This is a genomic window from Arthrobacter sp. TJ-240, assembly GCF_058269195.1.
Genome location: NZ_JBZCNG010000003.1, coordinates 238,735 through 258,714 on the forward strand (window position 1 = coordinate 238,735; position 19,980 = coordinate 258,714).

Sequence of the window (19,980 nt, forward strand, 5' to 3'; positions counted from 1 at the left end):
CGTGCCGCCGGACGATCCCGTCACGGACCGGCACCGGCACCGGCACCCCGAACCAGAACGCCCAGACGTCCCTCAGACCAGCAGGTGTGCCAGCAGGAGAACACCGCCCAGCGCCGACACGACCGCACGCGCCAGGTTCAGCCTCGACCATGGACCAACGAACACGGCCCACGCGGCATCCTCGTCGTCCGAACCGCCCGGACCGCCGAAGCCGCCCGAGCCACCCGAGCCACCCGAGCCACCCGAGCCACCCGAGCCACCGGAACCCGCACGAGCAAGTGCGTCGTTCAGGGGGACATTGCCGACAACGGTGATGACCACGCCGACCAGGTAGCCCGCAGCTCCCAGACCCAGGAGAGGATCGCGCCCGAGGACGCCGAGCACGAGCAACACGATGCAGAGGAGCGCCGTGCCGAAGAAGAGAGCGATGAAGGGCGGACGTACCGCCCAACGGTTGACCTCACGCATGACTCTCGTGCCGGCCCGCGGGTCCGGTGTCAGCGCCGGCATCACCATCACGGCGAAGGCGACGTAGACACCCGCGGTCAGGAGGCAGCCGACGACGGCTGCGGCCGTGATGATCGTGTCCGGCATGGCTCTCCGCTCCGTCCGCTGGGGTTCGTGCAACCCGACACTACCGCGGGACCATCGACATCGGGCTGCCCGGGAACGAGCCAGAGGTCCGTCCCGTTGGAAGGGGGTACACCTCCTCGAAAGGTCCACCCCGTGCGTATCCTCCTGACCGGCATCGACGGCTCCGGCAAGAGCACCGCAGCCCGTGATCTCGCAGCCGTCATCACGGCTCGCGGCGGCACAGCGCTCGTGCTGAAGAACCCTGCCGGCCGGAGGACCATGAGCGGCTGGTGGGATGCCCTGCAATGGACGCCCGGATCCCGGGTACAGGACCTCCTGGAGACCGTCATCCGCGTGGTCAACGTGCTGGTGAACGAGGTACGGCTGGTCCGGTTCGACGGCTTCGCCATCCTCGATCGCGGACTCGACTGCCAGCTCGCACTGCGGGAGACACGCGGCCTCCCGCACGGCGTCGTCGTGCCGTGGCTCCAGCGTGTCCTGCCGGCTCCCGACCTCGTCGTGCACTTCGAGCTCCCGATCGACGTCGCCCTCGAACGGGTGCGCCGGCGCGCCACTGACCGCGAGACACGGTCGGGTCTCGAGGCGCTGCAGTCCGCCTACCGGCGCCTGCCGGCCTACCCGTCGTTCCACATCCTGCAGTCCGCCGGTACGCGCCAAGCGATAACCGACGAGTTGCTCGCCCTGACAGGCGGCGACACGCTCACAGGCGACACACTGACCGGCGGCGACGCCCCGGCACGCTGCCATGAGGTCCCCGGACAGGACCGGCTCCCCACGTACAGCTGACGAGTGCCAACCGGCACGGCGGCCGGCCGGGCCCGGGCCTCTAGAGAGCGGTGATCGTCTAGAGAGCGGTGATCGTCCAGCCGGTTCGGTGCGTCGCACCCGGCTCGAGGACCACGAGGTCCTCCCCCGTGGTGAACGCCGCAGGCGGGCACGTCATGGGTTCCACGGCGAGGCCCAGGCGGGTGTTCTCGGGCTTCAGCGGGAGGTCGGCCGTATGGATCTGGACCCATGGACAGCTCTCGTCCCACACCATCGCGGTGCCGGTCCCGTGCGCCGGATCGGTGACCCTGACCGTCGCAAGGCCGGCTGCGTCGCGACCGATGCCCGTGAAGGCGTGATCGATCTGCACGTCGCCGAGGGGGTGGGCCGGCCGGAAGTCGAAGGGGGTTCCCTCGACGGGCTCCTTCGCCACGGGCAACAGGCGATCGGGGGTGACGGTCAGGACGGTGGAGGCCGGGAGTTCGAGCACCCACTCGTCGAGCGGCGACGGTCCCGCCACGAGGTAGGGGTGGGGGCAGACGCCGTAGGGCGCGCGCCGCGATCCCGTGTTCAGGGCCGTGACGTCGGTGCGGAAACCGTCGGGGCCGACGCTGAAGCGTGCATGCAGCGCGACCGTGAAGGGGTACGCCTCCGTGGGCTCGATGGTGCACCCGAGCGTCACGGCGGAGTCGGTGTGTTCCACGAGGGTCCAGGGGATGTCGAAGACGAGTCCGTGAAGGGCCGTGCCCCGCTCGGGTTCGTTGATCGGCAACTCGTAGTCGACGCCGTCGAACGAGTAGCGCCCGTCTGCGATGCGGTTGGGCCACGGAGCGACGAAGGCGCCCCGGAAGTTCGGCATCTCCTCACCCGCACCGAAGCCGACCACGAGAGGTCGTCCCTCGTGCGTGAGCTCACGGACGGCGGCTCCGAGACCGAGGACGACGGCCGCATAGCCGTCGCCCTCGATCCTGTATTCGGGGTGGCTCATGCGAGGGAGACGGCCGTCCACGACACGGGTGGCAGCGTGACGGTGACGGCGCCGCCGTCGAACGTCGCGGAGGTGTTGGGTTTCATGGTCACGCGCTCCGGCTCCTCAAGGGTGTTCTTGGCGTACACGTCCGTATCGTACAGCGACTCCGCGCTGACGCCCGTGAAGCCGTCGAGCGCCGCGATGTCGATGGTCACCGTGATCTCCTCGGTCTGGGAGCGGTTGACCAGGAAGACGGCGGCGGTGCCGGCGACGTCGTCGTGCGTCGCCACGGCGTCAACGAGCGGGACGACGCCGTACTCGCCGGTCTCGTAGGTCCCGGCGTCGAGCTTCAGCTCGAGGACGGAACCCTGCGCCAGGCGCGAGGTGATGGCGAACGGGAAGAAGGTGGTCTGGCGCCACGCCGGACCGTTCGGCTCGGTCATGATCGGGGCGATCACGTTCACGAGCTGCGCGAGGGACGCCGAGGTGACGCGGTCCGCGTGCTTGAGCAGCGAGATCATCAGGTTGCCGAACACGACCGCGTCCGCCACCGAATAGCAGTCCTCGAGCAGGCGCGGGGCGACCGGCCAGTTGTCGATGCCCTTGATCTTGTCGACGTTCTCGAAGCGGCTGATGTACCAGACGTTCCATTCGTCGAAGGAGATATTGATGGTCTTCGAGCTGCCCCGGACGGCCTTCACATGGTCCGCCGTGGCGACGACCGACTCGATGAAGGAATCCATGTCGACGGCTGAGGCGAGGAACGAGCCGAGGTCGCCGTTCTTCTCCTCGTAGTAGGCATGGCAGGAGATGTAGTCGACGTCGTCGTAGGTGTGCGAGAGGACCACGCGCTCCCACTCGCCGAAGGTCGGCATGTGGGCGCTGGAGGACCCGCAGGCCACGAGTTCGATGGACGGGTCGAGCTGACGCATGGCCTTCGCGGTGCGCGAGGCGATCTTCCCGTAGTCATCGGCCGACCGGTGGCCGAGCTGCCAGGGACCGTCCATCTCGTTGCCGAGGCACCAGATCTTCACACCGAACGGATCCGGACGCCCGTTGGCCATGCGCTGGTCCGCGAGGGCCGTGCCCTTCGGCAGGTTCGAGTACTCGAGGAGCTCGAGGGCCTCGAGCGTGCCGCGCGTGCCGAGGTTGACCGCGAGCATGAGGTCGCTGTCCACCTTCCGCAGCCATGAGGCGAACTCGTGCATGCCCACCTGATTGGTCTCGGTGGAGTGCCAGGCCAGGTCGAGGCGCGTAGGGCGTTCGTCCCGCGGGCCCACGCTGTCCTCCCAGCGGAAGCCGGAGACGAAGTTCCCGCCCGGGTAGCGGATCGTCGAGACCCCCATCTCCTTCACCAGCTCGATGACGTCCTGGCGGAAGCCCTCGTCGTCGGCCGTGGTGTGGCCGGGCTCGTAGATGCCGTCGTACACGTGGCGGCCGAGGTGTTCGACGAACCCGCCGAAGATGTTGCGGTTGATCCGCCCGACCGTGAAATGGGGGTCGAGGGTGAGGCGTGCGTTCTGCATCGAACTACTTTCTGTGCGGGTGTCGTGGGTAGGTGAAGGCGGTTCCGCGGGCTACTTGAGCGAGCCCAGGGACAGTCCGCCCTGCCAGTACTTCTGGAGGGAGAGGAACGCGATGATCAGCGGGATGATCGAGATGAAGGCGCCGGTGGTGATGAGGTTCCAGAGCGCCTCGCCACCGCTGCCGGCGTTGGACAGGGCGGTCCAGCCGTTCAGTCCCACTGTGACGGGGAGCAACAGCGGGTCGCTGAGGACCGCCAGCGGCAGGAAGAAGTTGTTCCAGGTGCCGACGACGGAGAGCAGGAGCACCGTGACGATGGCCGGGCGCAACAGCGGCAGCGCGATCGTGAAGAACGTGCGGAGCTCCCCGGCCCCGTCGATCCGGGCGGCATCCAGCAGTTCGTCCGGCACGGCTTCCTGTGCGAACACCCTCATGAGGTAGACGCCGAAGGGGCTGAGGAGCGACGGGAGGATGACGGCCCAGATGGTGTTGACGAGGCCGACCTCGCTGAGCAGGACGAAGGTCGGGATGACGAGCGCCGTCAGCGGGACCATGACCGCGCCGAGGAGGATGCCGAAGAAGGCGCCCCTGCCGCGGAACCTGTACTTGGCGAACCCGTAGCCGGCGAGGACCGCGAGGACCGTGGCACCCACGCCGCCCGAGATCGCGTACAGGAACGAGTTGCCGAGCCAGCGCCAGTAGATGCCGTTCTGGCGGTCGAACAGGCCCTGGACGTTGTCGAAGAAGTGGAACTCGTTATCGAACCACAGCGGCCCGCCCGAGCCGCCGAAGAGGCCCGCGGTGTCCTTGGTGCTCGCGACGGTCAGCCACCAGATGGGCGTGATGAAGTAGATGACGAGGATGAGCAGGAAGATGTGCGAGCCGATGCGCGGTCCGCCGCTGCGGGCCCTGGTGCGCGATGCCGCGCTGCGGCCCCTGCCGCCCTGCTGCTTCGGTGAGTCTGTGACGAGTGCCATGGCTTATTTCAGTCCGCTCTGCTTGCGGGTAAGGAAGAGGAAGAAGAAGGAGAACACGAAGACCACGATGCCGAGCGCGAAGGAGATGGCCGAGGCGTAGTTGAACTGGCTGTAGGAGAAGGCCAGCGAGAACGCGTACATGTTCGGTGTGTAGTCCGTGGGGATCGCACCCTGCGCCACGCCCCGCAGCACTTGCGGTTCGGTGAAGAACTGGAGGGTCCCGATCAGGGCGAAGATGACCACCATCACGAGCGAGGAGGAGATCATCGGGACCTTGATACGGGTCGCGATCTGCCGGTCCGAGGCACCGTCGAGCACGGCCGCCTCGTAGATTCCCGGGTCGATGCCCCTGAGCGCGGCGTAGATGATGATCATGTAGTAGCCGGCCCACTGCCAGGTCACGATGTTCACGAGACTTCCGAAGATGCTGTCCTGCGAGAGGAAGTTCGGCGCCTCGGCCCCGAACAGGGCGAAGAGCGAACCCGCGGGGCCGAAGCGCGGGCTGTAGAGGAAGCCCCACATGAGCGCGCCGATGACCACCGGCACGGCGTAGGGGATGAAGATCATCAACCGGGAGAACTTCGACGCCCAGGTGGCCAGGTTGTCGAGGACGAGCGCAGCGATCAGCGCCACGATCATCTGCGCCGGGATCATGATGAGCCCGAACTTCGCGACCGTGAGCAGTCCGTCGAGGAAGAGCGGATCCGTGAAGGCCTTGGCGTAGTTCGCGAAGCCCACGAACCTGTCCCCGGTGGCGAGCGTGCTCGTGAACAGGCTCATCCGGAACGCGAAGACGAGCGGGAGGATCAGGAAGGTCAGGAAGATCAGGGCGAAGGGTGCGACGAACAGCCACCCCCAGCGCTGGCGGCGCCGGTAGTTCCTGTCCGGTCGGTGCTTGACCTGCTGGTGTGCCTCGGCGCGGTGGGACGACGTCGGCGCGGTGGTCGTGGCCATGATGGTCTTTCCTCGGGGATCGGAACGGACGTGGGGCGGAGGTCTCCGCAGGGACCGGGAAGCAGGGTGCCCAACCTGGGGCGGGCACCCTGCCGGCGGGCTACTTGAGCGTGAAGCCCTGCTCGGTGGCGTACTGCTCGAGCGAGGCCTGCAGGTCGTCGAGCGCCTGGCTCGCGTCCTTCTCGCCCTGGACCATGGCGTAGATCTGGACCGTCAGCTGGTCGTAGGCGTAGTTCTGGAAGGGGCTGAACGTGGCGCCCTCGTAGCCGGCAGCAGCGTCGAGGAATACGTCCTTGTTGATCTGCTGTCCGCCGAAGAACTCGTACTCCTTGTTGGCGAACGCATCGGAATCGAGCACGGGGGCGTAGGACGGGAAGAGAGCTCCCTTGTCGACACCGAGGTTCATGCCCTCCTCGTTGCCGAAGATGCCCATTGCGACCTTCGCTGCGAGCTCCTTGTCCTTCGCCTGTTCCGTCACGGCGAAGGTGGAGCCGCCCCAGTTCACCTGGACGGGGTTGGCTGCGTCCCACTGCGGCAGCGGCGCCGCACGCCAGACGGCGGTCGGATCGGCGTCGGACAGGCCCTGCAGGTAGCCGGGGCCCCAGGCCGCGGCGAGGTAGACGGCGTAGGAACCGTCGACGAGCTTGGTGTTGTAGTCGGCCGTGAAGGCGTCATCGGTCGCGACGAGTCCGTCCTTCACGAGGCCGTCCCAGTACTCGAGGACCTTCTTGGCGCCCTCGTCATTGACCTTGATGCCGATCTCCTGCGGGTTGGCGGAGTCGTATTCGAACGGTACGGAACCGGCCTGGGCGAAGAGCGCCTGGTTGAAGGCACGGCCGTTGGTCGGGAAATCGCCGATGACCGCGCCATCGCCGGACTCCTTCAGCTTGCGGGCCGCTGCCTCGAACTCCTCCCAGGTGGTCGGCACCTGGATGCCTGCAGCATCGAAGAGGTCCTGGCGGTACAGCATGCCCATGGGCCCGCCGTCGACCGGGATGGCGTAGACGGCGTCACCGCTGCTCGCGTCTTCCCAGGCGCCCGCGGCGTAATCCGCCTTGACGTCGTTGGCACCGAATTCGGTGAGGTCGACGAGCGCGTCGCGGATGGTGAAGCTGGAGAGGACTTCGGATTCGAGCTGGATGACGTCAGGGGCTCCTGATCCGGACTCGATCGACGTCGAGAACTTGGTGTACTCGTCGTTGCCCTGACCTGCGTTCGTCCAGCAGATCTGGACGTCGTCATTGGCATTGTTGAACTGGTCGACGACCTCGTTGAATGCGGGGTACCAGGCCCAGACCGTGACCTGGGGCGCTTCGGCGTTGACGATGGTGTTGGTGCAGGAGGCAGCTTCGGAGCCCCCTCCGTCGCCACCCGCTTCCCCTCCGGAGCAGCCGGTCAGTGCTACGGCGGTGACGGCGACGATGCCGACCGATGCCAGGAACGTGGCTTTCATATCTTGTGCTTCCTCTCGCGGTGGCAATCCACCGTGGTCCGCCCGTGGGCGGCTGGTCCAGGTTCTGCAGGGAGGAGGATCGCCGGGGCACCCGAATGGCGTGCCCTCTCGAATCTTCCTTGATCCGGGTCCGTCCTCCTGCACCTGGACCTCAGGTTCGAGGGCCGGAGCAGGTCTCGGTTCCGTCATTTACATCGTTGTAGGTAAACGATGTAGAAGTAGCATGCAGAGTGAGGCGGGTCACTGTCAAGCGCGCACGGACGTAATCCCGCGTAGCGGCCGAACCGTTACGTGCAACGGCGGGGAATCACCCGGGCAGCGCCGAGGATTCACGCTCGATGACCTGGTAGCGCGCCTCGAACTCGCGGGGAGGCACATCGCCGTCGCGCCGCGAGATCCGCTCCTGCAGCACACGGACGGCGGTGTCGGCGATCTCGTCCCTGCCTGGATCGATGGTGGACAGCGTCGGCAGGGAGTACCGGCCCTCGTCGAGGTCGTCGAAGCCGATCACTGCGACGTCGTCGGGGATGCGGAGGCCCGCCTCCTGCAGGACACGCATGGCGCCGAGCGCCAGGGTGTCGTTCATGCCGAACATGGCGTCGAACTCCACGCCCGACTCGAGCAGTTCCCGCATGGACGTCGCGCCGTTGGCCCGGTGCCAGAACGTCGTGTAGCCGACGAGGGCCGGGTCGAACGCGATGCCGGCCTCCTCGAGCGCCTGCTGGTAGCCGCGCAGGCGCAGCCCGGCCGAGCCGATGACCTCGCCCCGGTGTCCGCCCACGACGGCGATGCGCCGCCGCCCCTTGGAGATCAGGTGCGCGGTCGCCGCGCGGGCGGACTCCACGTTGCTCATGGTCACGTGGTCCGTGGGGCCCTTGAAGATCCGCTCACCGAGGAGGACCAGCGGGAAGTTCACGTTGAGGTGGTGCGCGTCCTCGTTGGACATCCCGAGCGCGCTGAAGAGGAGCCCGTCGGTCATCTGGAGCCTGGGGCTCGAGAGGATCTCGAGTTCGTGGTCGCGATCACCGCCGGTCTGCTCGATCAGGACCTTGAGCCCGCGCCGCTCGGCGGCCTTGATGATCGAATCGGCCAGTTCCGCGAAGTAGCTCAGCGACAGTTCGGGGACGGCGAGCCCGATCACGCCGGTCCTGCCCGAGCGGAGGCTGCGCGCCGACAGGTTGGGGCTGTAGCCGAGCTCCGAGATCGCTTCCATGACGCGCTGCTTCGTCTCCGCGCGGATGTGCTCGTAGTCGTTGATGACGTTCGAGACGGTCTTGATGGAGACGCCGGCTGCCAGCGCAACGTCCTTCAGTGTGGCCGCCATGCCGCTCCCTCGGTCCTGCCGTGATGCCCTGCACCTCACGCGTGAGGTGAGTCTACAACGTTGTAGGATGAGCGGGCACCCTACCGGAGGGGTTGCTGCGGCCTCTCTTCCCAGCATCGAGCCCCTCCTCATCCCACCGGCGCGACACCGGCCAGACAAGGACCACCATGATCGAGGAACAGGTACGGGACAGGCTCAACTGGGCGGGCAACTACGAGTACCGCGCCCGGACGATCGAGCATCCGACCTCACTCTCCGACCTCCAGCGGGCGGTGGCAGGAGCCACACGCGTCAGCGCTCTCGGATCGCGTCATTCCTTCAACGACATCGCCGACAGCCCCGGAACCCTCGTGTCCCTCGATGTCCTCGATCCCGCGGTCGACATCGACGAGGCCGCACTGACCGTCACGGTCAGCGCAGGCACCCGGTACGGCGTGCTCGCCGCGCACCTGCAGCAGCGCGGATTCGCCCTGCACAACCTGGCGTCCCTCCCCCACATCTCGATCGGCGGTGCCATCGCAACCGCTACACACGGTTCCGGGAACAGGAACGGGAACCTCGCCACCGCCGTCGTCGGACTCGAGCTCGTCACCGCGTCGGGCGACGTCCTCATCGTGGCCAAGGGCGACGACGACTTCGACGGCATGGTGGTGGGTCTCGGTGCGCTCGGCGTCGTACACCGCGTGACGCTGCGGATCGAGCCGACGTTCGACGTCCGCCAGGACGTCTTCACGGACGTGCCGTGGGACGCGGTGCTGGCGGATTACGACTCCGCCACATCCTCCGCCTACAGCGTCAGCCTGTTCACCGACTGGTCCGGCGACACCATCGTCCAGGCCTGGCTCAAGAGCCGTGTCGACAGCGGCTCCCCTGCGCCGTCGTCCTTCTACGGCGGGACTGCTGCGGACCGCCCCCTCCACATGGTCCCCGGTATGGCGGCCGACCACTGCACGCAGCAGTTGGGTGTCCCGGGCCCGTGGTCGGAGCGGCTCGCACATTTCCGGCTCGCCTTCACCCCCAGCAACGGCGAGGAACTGCAGACCGAGTACCTCGTGGGTCGGGAACACGCCGTCGCGGCGATCGATGCCATGCGGGCCCTCGCGCCGCGCATCTCTCCCCTGCTGCAGGTCTCCGAGGTGCGGTCGATGGCCGCCGACGAGTTGTGGCTCAGTAACAACTACCGCCGCGACGGGATCGGACTCCACTTCACGTGGAAGCCGATGCAGCCCGAGGTCGAGGCTCTCCTGCCCGAGCTGGAATCCGCACTGGCACCGTTCGCGGCACGTCCGCACTGGGGCAAACTGTTCGCGGCCGACGCCACCCAGCTCGCGCCGCTCTACCCCCGCTTCGACGATTTCCGTGCGCTCGCCCGACGCATGGACCCCGAGGGGAAGTTCCGCAACGTCTTCCTCGACCGGACGGTGTTCGGGAACTCCGCCGGCTGATCGCCCCCGCGGCCCCCGGTCAAGGAACCGGCCGGCCGCGGGGACGCAGCCGGTCGGCCGCCTCTCGCCTGAGCTACGGCGCTCAGCCGGTGGCGCCGGCGCTGACGGCGGGCTCCAGTGCGAGGAGTTCGAGCAGCTCCGACCAGGACTCGACGACCGCGACGACTCCGACGTCCTCGAGCTGGCGTCGTCGTTCCTCGCGCTCCTCGGGTGCGACGAAGCAGACGTTGCCGATGGTGGGGCACCCGGCTGCGACCGCCGACGTCGCACCCGTCACCGAGTCCTCGATGGCGAGCGATGCGTCAGCGGACACCCCGAGCTGATCGAGGGCGAACAGGTACACAGCGGGGTCGGGCTTGCTGATGGGCTCCGGCATCGAGTCCTCGGCGCTGAACACACGGTTCCCGGGGAAGAAACGCCCGAGGTCCGTGGCCTCGAAGGAGGCCTGGAGCCGTGAGGTGGCGCTCGAGCTGACCACCGCGAGCTCGAAGCGGCGGCTGAGTTCCTGGAGGGCGTGACCGATCTCGGTGTCGGGCTCGAGGGTGGTGCGCAGGTGTTCGCTCACCACGTGCTTCTCCTCGGAGATCCACTGCTCCAGTTCCTCGTCACCGAGCTGTCGGGCCGGACCGGGCCACTCGCTGTCCGGTTCGGTCAGCTCCGCGGCCACACGCCGGAAGTTCTTCCCGAGCGTCGCCTGGCGCAGTTCCTCCGGCTCGAAGCGGACGGGCACGCCGACGCCCTCGGCGAGCCGGTTCGTGACGTCCGTCGACGCCTCGAAAGCGACGTCCTCGGAGGGGAACAGGTTGCCGTCCGCATCGCACAGGACAGCGCGGACGGCAGCCGGATCGAGGCGCGACGGGGCGGCCGCACCGGCAGAACCCACGCCCACGCCCGCGTCGGACGGGGCCCCGGTATCGGGGCCGGCATCCGCACCAGCAGACGCACCGGTCTCGGTGTCGAGGACGGCACGCACCCCCCGTGCGTCCAGCCGTTCCACGAGCTCCTGCAGCTCCTCCACGATGTCCTTCCGGTCGGCGAGATCGGCGAAGACCGAGGCGTCGGCGATCCACTCGCCGAACCGTCCGTCCTCGGCGAGGGGTCGCATCTCGTCGACCCGAGCGTCCTGCACGTCGTAGTCGTCGCCCTGCTCGTCGACGCCGCGCAGGTAACGGAACCAGCCTGCGATGGTCAGCAGCAGCATGCGGTGGGCGCTGTCCTGATCGAGCGCCGCCAGCAGGGACGGCAGCACGTAGTCGGGGACCTTCGTGGAGCTGCGACGCGTGAGCCGCTCGAGCTGGTCCTCCATGGAGGCGTTCGACAGCCGGCCGAGCAGGGAGTCGCGGTACTCCCCGAGATCGATCCCGGGGACCGCCGGCAGGAGCGGGATGACCTCGTCGAGGAACGCGGTCAGGAAGCCGCGGACGACGTCGTCGGCCATGGCCTCCGCCGTGGTGCGGTGCCCCAGGAGGAGGCCGTGATAGCCGAGCGCGCAGTGGCCGGCGTTCAGCAGGCGGGTCTTCATGAGTTCGAAGGGTTCGACGTCGCCGACGAAGTGCACGCCGACCTCGTCGAGGGGAGGCCGTCCGTTGCAGAAGGAGTCCTCGATGATCCATTGTGCGAAGGGTTCGGTGAGCACGGGCCAGCCGTCGTCGAGTCCGAACCGGTCCACGACGGCGTCCCGCTCCCCGGGCGACGTGGTCGGGGTGATGCGGTCCACCATGCTCGAGGGGAACGCGCCTTCGCGGTCGATCCAGTCGGCCAGGTCGGCGTCCCGCAGGCGGGCGAGGGAGACGACGGCGGTGCGCGCCACGTCGCCGCCGCGCTGCATGTTGTCGCACGACAGGACGGTGAACGGCGGGAGGCCCTGCTCGCGGCGACGACGCAGGGCCTCCACGATGTAGCCGAACACGGTGGCGGGCCGCTCGGGGTGCGCGAGGTCCTCGGCGATGGCGTCGTCGTCGGCCTGGAACTCCCCGGTCACGGGATCCACGTGGTAACTGGAGCCGGTCACGGTCAGGGTCACGAGCCGGGTGCGCTCGCTCGCGAGCGTGGCGAGGACGGCCTCGGGGTCCTCCGGCGCGTACAGGTAGTCCACCAAGGAGCCGATGACGCGCGCGGAGTCCTCCTCCGCGCCCCGCTCGATCACGGTGTAGAGATTGTCCTGCTGCTCGAGCACGTCCTTTATCTCCCGGCGGTGCAGGCCGACACCGATCACGCCCCAGTCCATGGCGAGTCCCCTGCCTGCCAGTTCGTCGAAGTAGACACCCTGGTGGGCACGGTGGAATCCGCCGACCCCGAAGTGGACGACGCCGTGTCGCAGGTCGGCGGGGTTGTAGGCGGGGAGCTGCACCGGCAGGTCGGCGGTGTGGTGCCCGGGGTTCTCGAGAACCTGGGGCAGGGGTGTGGGCATGGGGCGTTCCGACATAGCGGCTCCTTCAGGAGAACTTCGAAGGGCCGCTGCTAACCCGTCCGTCTGTGATTCCAGCGTAGGAACGCGGCCGAGACCGCCACAACAGCCCTCGGCGCGATCAGGATCACAGGCCGGATCCCGGCTGTACGTGCTAATGCTTGCGTGTCAGCCAGCTCCAGTGGGCGAGCGTGCGCAGGCGGATCAGGAGCGCCCGGGACTGCTCGGGGCCGTACGGCAGGATCGGGATGGCCTTGGTCATGTCCACGGAGGCCTCGTCCATCGCCGTCCTCGTCACACGGATGGCGCTGCGCATCTTGTTCATCTGCGTGATGACCTCACCGACCGCGACCGGCTCCCCGTGACCGGGGACGAAGACGTCGTAGAGGTCTTCGAGGGCCGCCATCTTGCCGAGCGTCCGCACCCAGTCGATGGGGAAGGAGTCCTCGAAGACCGGGTCCGCGCCCTCCTCCACGAGGTCGCCCGTGAAGAGGACGTTCCCGGCGCCGATCAGCAGGTCGTGATCCGTGTGGCCCCGTCCGAGGTGGAACAGCGTCACCGAGACACCGCCGAGATCGAGATCCACGGGCTTGCCGTCCACCAGGCGGTTGGCCGGCAGGATGGCGGCGTGCGCGCCGTCGCCCGCTCCCATTGCCGGCTCGACGGCGGCGACCAGCCCCCGCTGCTCCTCGCCGGTCTCCGCCTGGACGGCACTGCACCGCGACGTCGCCCAGAACTCCTCGACGTGCTGTGCGGCGAAGTAGCCGTTCCCGAAGAAGTGGTCGGCATGGGCGTGCGTGTTGACGACGATCAGCGGCAGCGCCGTGACGTCACGGACGTGGGAGTACACCTCGGCGGCGCTGACCGGTCCGGCGCCGGTGTCCACGACGAGCGCCTTCTCCGTGCCGACCACGAGCCCGACGTTCATCCGGAACCCGGTCCGGAGCACGTAGATGCCCGGTCCAAGCTCGCGCCAGGGGCTGCGGGTCTCGGCGCTGGGGACGTCGGTGCTCATGGATTCCTCTCGCTGACGGCAGGGGTTCCAGTCTAGGTCGGCATCCCGCGCCACCGATCACCCACCGTCCCGGCGCGTGCCTTGCGCGTCGCACGGCGTTGCCGGGTTCGGTCGGGGCTCCGACGTGGGGCGGCTCCGGTCGAGGCTCCGGTCGAGCCTCCGGTCAGGCGATGACGACGTCCGGCGTCGGACGGGAACGCTCCGGGATGCGGAAGATCGGCAGCGCGATGTTGATCAGCGGGCCGATGAGCAGCGCGAAAGCCACGGTGCCGAGACCGACAGACCCGCCCAGCAGCCAGCCGAGTACCAGCACCGTCCCCTCGATCGCCGTCCGGACGAGCCAGATCGGCAGGCCGAACCGGGCGTGGAGGCCTGTCATGAGACCGTCGCGCGGCCCCGGACCCAGACGGGCCCCGATGTAGAGCCCGCTCGCGACCGCCAGCAACACCAGGCCACCCGTGAACAGGAGGATCCGCGCCCAGAGCGGGCTCGGTTCAGCCAGGAGCGCCAACCCCACCTCGGCACTCGGTCCCACCAGCAGGACGTTGAGGACGGTCCCGACCCCGGGGCGCTGCCTCAGCGGTATCCAGAGCAGCAGCACGATCAGCCCGATGATGTTGGTCATGAATCCGAAGGGGATGCCGGTCTGCAGCGATCCGCCCTGACCGAGGACGTCCCAGGGTGACACTCCGAGCGTGGCACGGATCATCATGGCGAGCGAGAACCCGTAGAGGAACAGGCCGATGAGGAGCTGCAGGCCACGCCGGGCACCGAGGAAGGTCATTGATCCAGTAGATCGGCTGATTGGACTTACTTCAAGAGGCCAATTGTGTCATCGTGGCCTGATGATCGTTCTTCCGGCCCGCAGGCTCGCCCTGGAGCTCGGCACCTGGCGTACGTCCGGGCCCGCCTATGTCGCCCTGGCGGACCGCATCAGGCTGCTCACCCTCGACGGACGGATCCCGCTGGGCACCCGCCTCCCGGCCGAGCGGGAGCTCGCCGCGCACCTGGGTGTCAGCAGGACACTGGTAGCCGCCGCGTATGCACGCCTCCGGTCGGCGGGTTACCTGGAGAGCACACGGGGCTCGGGCAGCGTGGTCGCCATGCCCGGGCAGGGCGCACCGGACCTCGACGGCGGCGACGGCGTCGTCCTCGACTTCAGCAAGGCGGCGCTCCCGGCAGCACCGCAGGTCGGCGAGGCTGCCGCCCGGGCGGCCCGTGACCTCCCCGCCTACCTGAACGGCGACGGCTATGACCCGCTCGGGCTCCCTCGGCTCCGCCAGGCTCTCGCCGACAGGTATTCGGCACGCGGCGTCCCCACGTCTCCCGCTCAGATCATGGTGACCCTCGGTGCACAGCACGCCATCTCGCTCCTTGCGCGCATGCTCCTGACCCCGGCCGGCACCGCGCTCGTCGAGGCGCCCAGCTATCCGCACGCGTACGAGGCGCTCCGCTCGGCCGGGCGTCGGCTCGTCCCGGTGTCCGTCGATGCCGCGCGGGGCTGGGACGACGACGGCCTCGAGCAGGCGTTCCGGCAGGGGCGCCCGGCCGTCGCATACGTCATGCCGGACTTCCACAATCCGACCGGCGCCGTCATGCCCGCCGACCAGCGCGCACGACTGATGGCGGCCGCCCAGCGGCAGGACACCGTCGTCGTCGCGGACGAGACGATGGCCGAGCTGCGGATCGACGGCGAGGCCCTGCCACCCCTCGCCGCGTTCGGCCCTGCCGTGCTGATCGGCTCGATGGGCAAGACCGTGTGGGGCGGGCTGCGGATCGGCTGGATCAGGGCGGACGAGGGTCTGATCCGCCGGCTCGTGCAGTCCCGGTACGCGCAGGACCTCGGGACACCCGTCCTCGAGCAGCTCATCGCCCTCGACCTGCTCGGCAGCTACGACGAGCTGCTGCGGTTCCGCGCGCGGCAGCTCGCCGAGGGCCGCAGCCGGCTCGAGGAGCTCCTTCGTGGCGTGCTGCCGGAGTGGGAGGTACCGCACGTGGCGGGTGGTCTTTCCACCTGGGTGAACCTCGGCGCGCCGGTCAGCTCACAGCTGGCGCTCGCCGCCCGCGACCGCGGGCTGCTGCTGGGTGCCGGACCGCGCTTCGGGATCGACGGCGTCTTCGAGCGTTTCCTGCGTGTCCCGTTCAGCTACCCGCTCGAGGACACGCGTCTGGCCGTCGGGATCCTCGAGTCCGCGTGGAGGTCGCTCGACGATCGGGCTCCGACCCGCACCGACTTCGCGCCGGCACTCGTGTAACCGGCACGCGGACAGCCGGCACGCGTGTAATGGGCACGCGTGTAGCCGGAACTCGTGCAGCCGGAACTCGTGCAGCCGCCACCCGTGCAGCCGGCACCCGTGCAGCCGCCCTGCCCTGTCAGGCCGCCCGCTCAGGCCGCCCGCTCAGGCTGCCCTGTCAGGCCGCCCGAGGGCCGCCGTCGGGACGGGCCTCCAGATGCGCCGCCAGGTAGCGGGCCGTGACGCTGGTCCCGGCATCGAGCGCCGCCACGTCCCGGGGCGTGCCGGTCGCGACGATACTCCCGCCCGCCGACCCGCCGCCGGGGCCCAGGTCGATCACCCAGTCGGCCGCTGCCACGACCGCCATGGTGTGCTCGACGACGACCACCGTGTTGCCGGCCTCCACGAGTTTGCGCAGCTGCCCGAGCAGCAGGACGACGTCCGCGGGATGCAGGCCCGTGGTCGGTTCGTCCAGCAGGTACAGGGTGTGCCCGCGCCGTGCGCGCTGCAGTTCGGTCGCGAGCTTGATGCGCTGGGCCTCGCCTCCCGACAGCTCGGTGGCCGGCTGCCCGAGGCGCAGGTATCCCAGTCCCACCTCCCTGAGTGTGGCGAGCGAACGCGCCACGCCGGGGAGATCCGCGAAGAACGGGGCGGCGTCATCGACCGTCATCGCGAGGACGTCCGCGATGGTGCGTCCCCGGAGCGGCACGGTCAGCGTCTCCTCGTTGTACCGGGCGCCGTGGCACACCGGGCAGGGACCGTAGCTCCCGGGGAGGAACAGGAGCTCCACCGCGACGAAGCCCTCGCCCTGGCAGGTCTCGCACCGGCCGCCCTGCACGTTGAAGGAGAAGCGGCCCGCGCCGAAGCCCTTCGACCTCGCCTCGGGGGTCGCCGCGAAGGCCTTCCGAACCGCGTCGAACAGCCCTGTGTAGGTGGCGAGGTTCGAGCGTGGCGTCCGCCCGATCGGCTTCTGGTCCACGCTGACGAGGCGGTCGATGTCCTCGATACCGTCGAGGCGCCCCACGACGGTGGTCACCGCGTCGTCGTCGTCGGCCGTCCCGCCGCCATCGCTCGGCGTCTCGTCCCGCACCCGGGCACCGACCGTCTCAGCGAGCACCTTGCCGACCAGCGTGGACTTCCCCGAGCCCGAGACGCCGGTCACGGCGGTCAGGACCCCCACCGGGACGTCGGCGTCGAGCCCCCGCAGGTTGTGGCGGTGGATCCCTTCGAGGCGCAGCCAGCCGGCGGGTTCACGCGGTTCCCGTGACGCAGCACCGTCGGGTGCGGTCCGGGCGAGGAAGGGAGCCGTGACGGACCCGGGCACATCGGCGAGCCCGTCGGCGGGTCCGCTGTAGACGATGGTGCCGCCACCCTCCCCCGCCGCAGGACCGACGTCGACGATCCAGTCCGAGCGCCGCACGACGTCCATGTTGTGCTCCACCACGAACACGGTGTTCCCGGCGTCCTTGAGGGCTTCGAGGACGGCCAGGAGCGGCTCGACGTCGGCCGGGTGCAGTCCCGCGGACGGTTCGTCGAGCACGTAGACGACGCCGAAGAGGCCGGACCGCAGCTGCGTCGCGATCCGCAGGCGCTGCATCTCGCCCGGTGAGAGGGTGGGCGTCGCCCGGCTGAGGCTGAGGTACCCGAGTCCGAGGTCCACCAGGACACCGAGCCGCTGGACCAGGTCCCTGCTGATCGTGACCGACACCTCCGTGCCCTCACCCGAGGTGGAGGAGCGGTACGCGGCGGTGGGATGCTCGAGCGTCGCAGCAGGTTCCAGGTGCGCGGCCAGGTCCTCCAGCGGCAGGGCGTTGGTCTCGGAGATCGAGAGCCCGCCGAACGTCACGGCGAGCGCTTCGGGCCGCAGCCCAGTGCCGCCGCACAGCCCGCAGGGGCCGGATTCCATGAACGGCAGCACGCGGTCACGCATCTGCTGGCTCTGGGAGTCGTGCAGGGTGTGCATGACATAGCTCTTCGCACTCCAGAACCGTCCCTTGTAGGGTTTGGCCACGCGGTCGCGCTGCGGCGTCACCTGCACCACCGGCTGCTCCTCCGTGAAGAGGAGCCACGTGCGCGCCTCCTCCGGGAGCTCGCGCCATGGGACGTCGATGTCGTAGCCGAGCTCGCTGACGACGTCGCGCAGGTTCTTGCCCTGCCAGGCGCCGGGCCAGGCGGCGATGGCGCCCTCGCGGATGGTCAGGGACGGGTCCGGGACGAGCGTCTTCTCGGTGACGTCGCGCGCCACCCCGAGGCCATGGCAGCGCGGGCACGCACCGGCAGCGGTGTTGGGCGAGAAGGCGTCGGACTCCAGCCTGTCCGGGGTGTCCGCGGGATAGGTCCCGGCACGTGAGTACAGCATCCGGAGCGAATTGGAGAGCGTGGTCAGGGTGCCCACGGTGGAGCGCACACTCGGGGTCCCGCGGCGCTGCTGCAGGGCGACGGCGGGAGGGAGCCCGGTGATGGAGGCGACGTGCGGCATGTTCCCCTGCTGGAGGAGCCTGCGCGCGTAGGGTGCGACCGATTCGAGGTACCGGCGCTGGGCCTCCGCGTAGATGGTGCCGAAGGCCAGCGAGGACTTCCCCGAGCCGGACACACCCGTGAAGGCGACGACGGCGTCCCGTGGGCAGTCGACGTCGACGCCGCGCAGGTTGTTCTCGCTTGCACCCCGGACCCGGACGAAACCGTCGCGGGTACTCGTGTCCGAGGGGAGACTGTTCATCGGTTCGATCACCAACCCCACCCTACGGTCGTCGGAGCGCGGGGAGGACACGGGGTGGGGAGGACGGGAGGCGCGGTGGCCTCGGAAGACAGGACAGCGGCTGCCGCGCACCGGGGGTGCGCACGGCGGCCGCTGTGCGTCGCGTCGGTCCGCCCCGCCGGACCCCGGGGGGAGCGGCAGGGCGGACCGGACGTGCGGCAGCCGGTGTCAGGCCTTCGCGTGGCTCCGGCGCACCGCGTACGTGCCACCGACCGCAGCCGCGAGCACCAGGCCCCCGCCGAGGGCGATCATGCCGGCCTGGCTGGAGGAGGGCTCCACCGTGGCGCCCGTGCCCGCCCCGCCGGACGGCATCGCGCCCATCTGGGTCTTCACGAGGGTGCCGCACAGCGCGGTCGACGTAGCACCCAGGGGCAGTGACGGGTCGAGATCGCTGGGCGCGTTGAACGCCTCGGGCGTCGACGGCGTCGTGGCGGGATCGAGGCCGTGCACGTTGAACACGGCCCTGCCCGCTTCGAGTTCCGCCAGGGTGGCGGCGTCGACGGTGAAGGTGCGCTGGATGGCGTAGTTCCCACCCTGCCCACCCAGCTGGAGGTTCAGGGCCTCCGCAGGGCTCGTGGGGCCCGACGTCGTGACCGTCGCCAGGATGCCACCGTAGACGGGGGCGCTCTCGGTGACGCTGACGATGCCATCGGCGTTGGCGTCGTTCGCGGGCGTGGGACAGGTACCGGTGGCTCCGCCGTGGATGTGCTGCACGTGCGGGTACGGGGCACCCTGGAACGTCTCGGCGAGGCCGGACACCTGGAGGTTGATCGTGGCCTGGTCGCCCACGACGTCGAGGGTGACGGTGCCGGTGCCGGTGGTGCCGTTGAGCTGACCGAGGGTCGACGAGTAGCTGCCATCGGCGGCCACCGCCGGGGACCCTGCCAGAGCGACGGCGCTGATGGCGAGGGCGGGTACTGCGAGGAGGCGCATCTTGTTCATGGGATTTGTATCCTTCACTGTGCGATCACTGCGTGGTGAGAACGGGCCCGGAGTCGAACCCGCGGGTATTGCTCGAGCGCTTCGTCGCGTGCGTGCACTTCCCAGCAAGCGGATCCCGATCGGGATCCCGCCGCGGCGCAGCTTCCTCGTTCCCCATCCTCCACCTGCTGTCGCTGATCGCGACAGCGGTTGCCGTTCAGGTCGGTGGTCTTTACAATCCCTGGGTTCTCGTCCGGAGCTTCGGTCGTGGACGTGCCGCCGACGTCTTCCCATGCGCCGGCTGCTTGACGGACGGAAAGACTCCCACGTTCGTGCACGAGGCTCGTCGGTGTATCCGGCGGAGTCCCGCGAACGGGTCGGGGACATCTTTCAGGGTGCTTCCACTATGCACCGCCGCGATTCACGCCCACCCGGTGCTTCCCATCAAGATTTCCGTGGCAGAGCCGCGGGGAAGGGGCGTCACCGGTCGGCAGGGGTCCGGTCGGGCAGGTTGGGGGCGACGGCAACCCGATTCCCGGCGGCCGCACGGGCCGCGCCTGGCCGGCACCCCCGCGATACTGGAGAAGCGGGCGGAGTCCTCGCGGGAGGGGACGTTCCTCGGACCGCCGGCTGCTTGAC

Annotated in this window: 15 protein-coding genes; 3 read left to right on the plus strand and 12 right to left on the minus strand. The window is 69.2% G+C overall.

The features are described from left to right. Nucleotides 1-72: 72 nt before the first annotated feature. The gene (locus AC4D2C_RS09415; RefSeq protein WP_490914360.1) at nucleotides 73-594 is read right to left on the minus strand and encodes an anthrone oxygenase family protein; all 522 of its coding nucleotides are present in this window, start codon (nucleotides 592-594) and stop codon (nucleotides 73-75) included. 132 nt (nucleotides 595-726) lie between these two features. Here AC4D2C_RS09415 and AC4D2C_RS09420 point away from each other — a divergent pair, with 132 nt between their 5' ends. Beyond that, nucleotides 727-1,380: a nucleoside/nucleotide kinase family protein gene (locus AC4D2C_RS09420; protein ID WP_490914361.1), complete on the plus strand. Its 654-nt coding sequence runs from the start codon at nucleotides 727-729 to the stop codon at nucleotides 1,378-1,380. A 58-nt stretch (nucleotides 1,381-1,438) separates the two neighbouring features. Here the strand turns inward: AC4D2C_RS09420 and AC4D2C_RS09425 are convergent, their stop codons facing one another. The 6 genes from AC4D2C_RS09425 to AC4D2C_RS09450 all read right to left on the minus strand — a co-directional run bounded on the left by AC4D2C_RS09425 (nucleotide 1,439) and on the right by AC4D2C_RS09450 (nucleotide 8,561). After that, entirely contained in the window at nucleotides 1,439-2,347 is a 909-nt protein-coding gene (locus AC4D2C_RS09425; RefSeq protein WP_490914363.1) for an aldose 1-epimerase family protein, read from the minus strand. Beyond that, complete coding sequence (arfA, locus tag AC4D2C_RS09430) at nucleotides 2,344-3,855, minus strand: arabinosylfuranosidase ArfA (RefSeq protein ID WP_490914365.1); 1,512 nt, start codon at nucleotides 3,853-3,855, stop codon at nucleotides 2,344-2,346. Before arfA ends, AC4D2C_RS09425 begins: the two co-directional genes overlap by 4 nt. Nucleotides 3,856-3,906: 51 nt before the next feature. Beyond that, nucleotides 3,907-4,830, minus strand: coding sequence for a carbohydrate ABC transporter permease (locus tag AC4D2C_RS09435; RefSeq protein ID WP_490906965.1), 924 nt, complete (start codon nucleotides 4,828-4,830; stop codon nucleotides 3,907-3,909). Nucleotides 4,831-4,833: 3 nt separating this feature from the next. Next, entirely contained in the window at nucleotides 4,834-5,784 is a 951-nt protein-coding gene (locus AC4D2C_RS09440) for a carbohydrate ABC transporter permease (RefSeq protein WP_490906962.1), read from the minus strand. Nucleotides 5,785-5,884: 100 nt separating this feature from the next. Further along, complete coding sequence (locus AC4D2C_RS09445; protein WP_490914366.1) at nucleotides 5,885-7,237, minus strand: ABC transporter substrate-binding protein; 1,353 nt, start codon at nucleotides 7,235-7,237, stop codon at nucleotides 5,885-5,887. Nucleotides 7,238-7,544: 307 nt separating this feature from the next. After that, complete coding sequence (locus AC4D2C_RS09450) at nucleotides 7,545-8,561, minus strand: LacI family DNA-binding transcriptional regulator (protein WP_490914368.1); 1,017 nt, start codon at nucleotides 8,559-8,561, stop codon at nucleotides 7,545-7,547. A 167-nt stretch (nucleotides 8,562-8,728) separates the two neighbouring features. Between AC4D2C_RS09450 and AC4D2C_RS09455 the strand changes: the two genes are divergently transcribed. After that, nucleotides 8,729-10,006 carry an FAD-binding protein gene (locus AC4D2C_RS09455; protein ID WP_490914370.1) on the plus strand — a complete coding sequence of 426 codons (1,278 nt, stop codon included), beginning with the start codon at nucleotides 8,729-8,731 and terminating at the stop codon, nucleotides 10,004-10,006. Nucleotides 10,007-10,088: 82 nt separating this feature from the next. Here the strand turns inward: AC4D2C_RS09455 and AC4D2C_RS09460 are convergent, their stop codons facing one another. The 3 genes from AC4D2C_RS09460 to yczE all read right to left on the minus strand — a co-directional run bounded on the left by AC4D2C_RS09460 (nucleotide 10,089) and on the right by yczE (nucleotide 14,212). Further along, nucleotides 10,089-12,431: a mannitol dehydrogenase family protein gene (locus AC4D2C_RS09460; RefSeq protein WP_490914372.1), complete on the minus strand. Its 2,343-nt coding sequence runs from the start codon at nucleotides 12,429-12,431 to the stop codon at nucleotides 10,089-10,091. 136 nt (nucleotides 12,432-12,567) lie between these two features. After that, nucleotides 12,568-13,428, minus strand: coding sequence for an MBL fold metallo-hydrolase (locus AC4D2C_RS09465; RefSeq protein WP_490914374.1), 861 nt, complete (start codon nucleotides 13,426-13,428; stop codon nucleotides 12,568-12,570). A gap of 163 nt (nucleotides 13,429-13,591) precedes the next feature. Then, entirely contained in the window at nucleotides 13,592-14,212 is a 621-nt protein-coding gene (gene yczE / locus AC4D2C_RS09470) for a membrane protein YczE (RefSeq protein ID WP_490914375.1), read from the minus strand. 61 nt (nucleotides 14,213-14,273) lie between these two features. On the opposite strand from yczE, the gene yczR reads away from it, so the two are divergent. Continuing rightward, nucleotides 14,274-15,683, plus strand: coding sequence for a MocR-like transcription factor YczR (gene yczR, locus AC4D2C_RS09475; protein WP_490914376.1), 1,410 nt, complete (start codon nucleotides 14,274-14,276; stop codon nucleotides 15,681-15,683). A gap of 157 nt (nucleotides 15,684-15,840) precedes the next feature. On the opposite strand, the gene uvrA is transcribed toward yczR, so the two are convergent. Together uvrA and AC4D2C_RS09485 are read right to left on the minus strand one after the other, a co-directional pair. Then, on the minus strand, nucleotides 15,841-18,381 hold the full coding sequence (uvrA, locus tag AC4D2C_RS09480; protein WP_490914801.1) for an excinuclease ABC subunit UvrA: 2,541 nt from the start codon (nucleotides 18,379-18,381) through the stop codon (nucleotides 15,841-15,843). Between the two features lie 207 nt (nucleotides 18,382-18,588). Next, the gene (locus AC4D2C_RS09485; protein ID WP_490914378.1) at nucleotides 18,589-19,362 is read right to left on the minus strand and encodes a hypothetical protein; all 774 of its coding nucleotides are present in this window, start codon (nucleotides 19,360-19,362) and stop codon (nucleotides 18,589-18,591) included. Between the last annotated feature and the right edge of the window lie 618 nt (nucleotides 19,363-19,980).

Coding starts and splice junctions, on each gene's coding strand:
- AC4D2C_RS09415 (WP_490914360.1), bottom strand. CDS start 594: ATGCCGGACACGATCATCACGGCCGCAGCCGTCGTCGGCTGCCTCCTG.
- AC4D2C_RS09425 (WP_490914363.1), bottom strand. CDS start 2,347: ATGAGCCACCCCGAATACAGGATCGAGGGCGACGGCTATGCGGCCGTC.
- arfA (WP_490914365.1), bottom strand. CDS start 3,855: ATGCAGAACGCACGCCTCACCCTCGACCCCCATTTCACGGTCGGGCGG.
- AC4D2C_RS09435 (WP_490906965.1), bottom strand. CDS start 4,830: ATGGCACTCGTCACAGACTCACCGAAGCAGCAGGGCGGCAGGGGCCGC.
- AC4D2C_RS09440 (WP_490906962.1), bottom strand. CDS start 5,784: ATGGCCACGACCACCGCGCCGACGTCGTCCCACCGCGCCGAGGCACAC.
- AC4D2C_RS09445 (WP_490914366.1), bottom strand. CDS start 7,237: ATGAAAGCCACGTTCCTGGCATCGGTCGGCATCGTCGCCGTCACCGCC.
- AC4D2C_RS09450 (WP_490914368.1), bottom strand. CDS start 8,561: ATGGCGGCCACACTGAAGGACGTTGCGCTGGCAGCCGGCGTCTCCATC.
- AC4D2C_RS09455 (WP_490914370.1), top strand. CDS start 8,729: ATGATCGAGGAACAGGTACGGGACAGGCTCAACTGGGCGGGCAACTAC.
- AC4D2C_RS09460 (WP_490914372.1), bottom strand. CDS start 12,431: ATGTCGGAACGCCCCATGCCCACACCCCTGCCCCAGGTTCTCGAGAAC.
- AC4D2C_RS09465 (WP_490914374.1), bottom strand. CDS start 13,428: ATGAGCACCGACGTCCCCAGCGCCGAGACCCGCAGCCCCTGGCGCGAG.
- yczE (WP_490914375.1), bottom strand. CDS start 14,212: ATGACCTTCCTCGGTGCCCGGCGTGGCCTGCAGCTCCTCATCGGCCTG.
- yczR (WP_490914376.1), top strand. CDS start 14,274: ATGATCGTTCTTCCGGCCCGCAGGCTCGCCCTGGAGCTCGGCACCTGG.
- uvrA (WP_490914801.1), bottom strand. CDS start 18,381: ATGAACAGTCTCCCCTCGGACACGAGTACCCGCGACGGTTTCGTCCGG.
- AC4D2C_RS09485 (WP_490914378.1), bottom strand. CDS start 19,362: ATGAACAAGATGCGCCTCCTCGCAGTACCCGCCCTCGCCATCAGCGCC.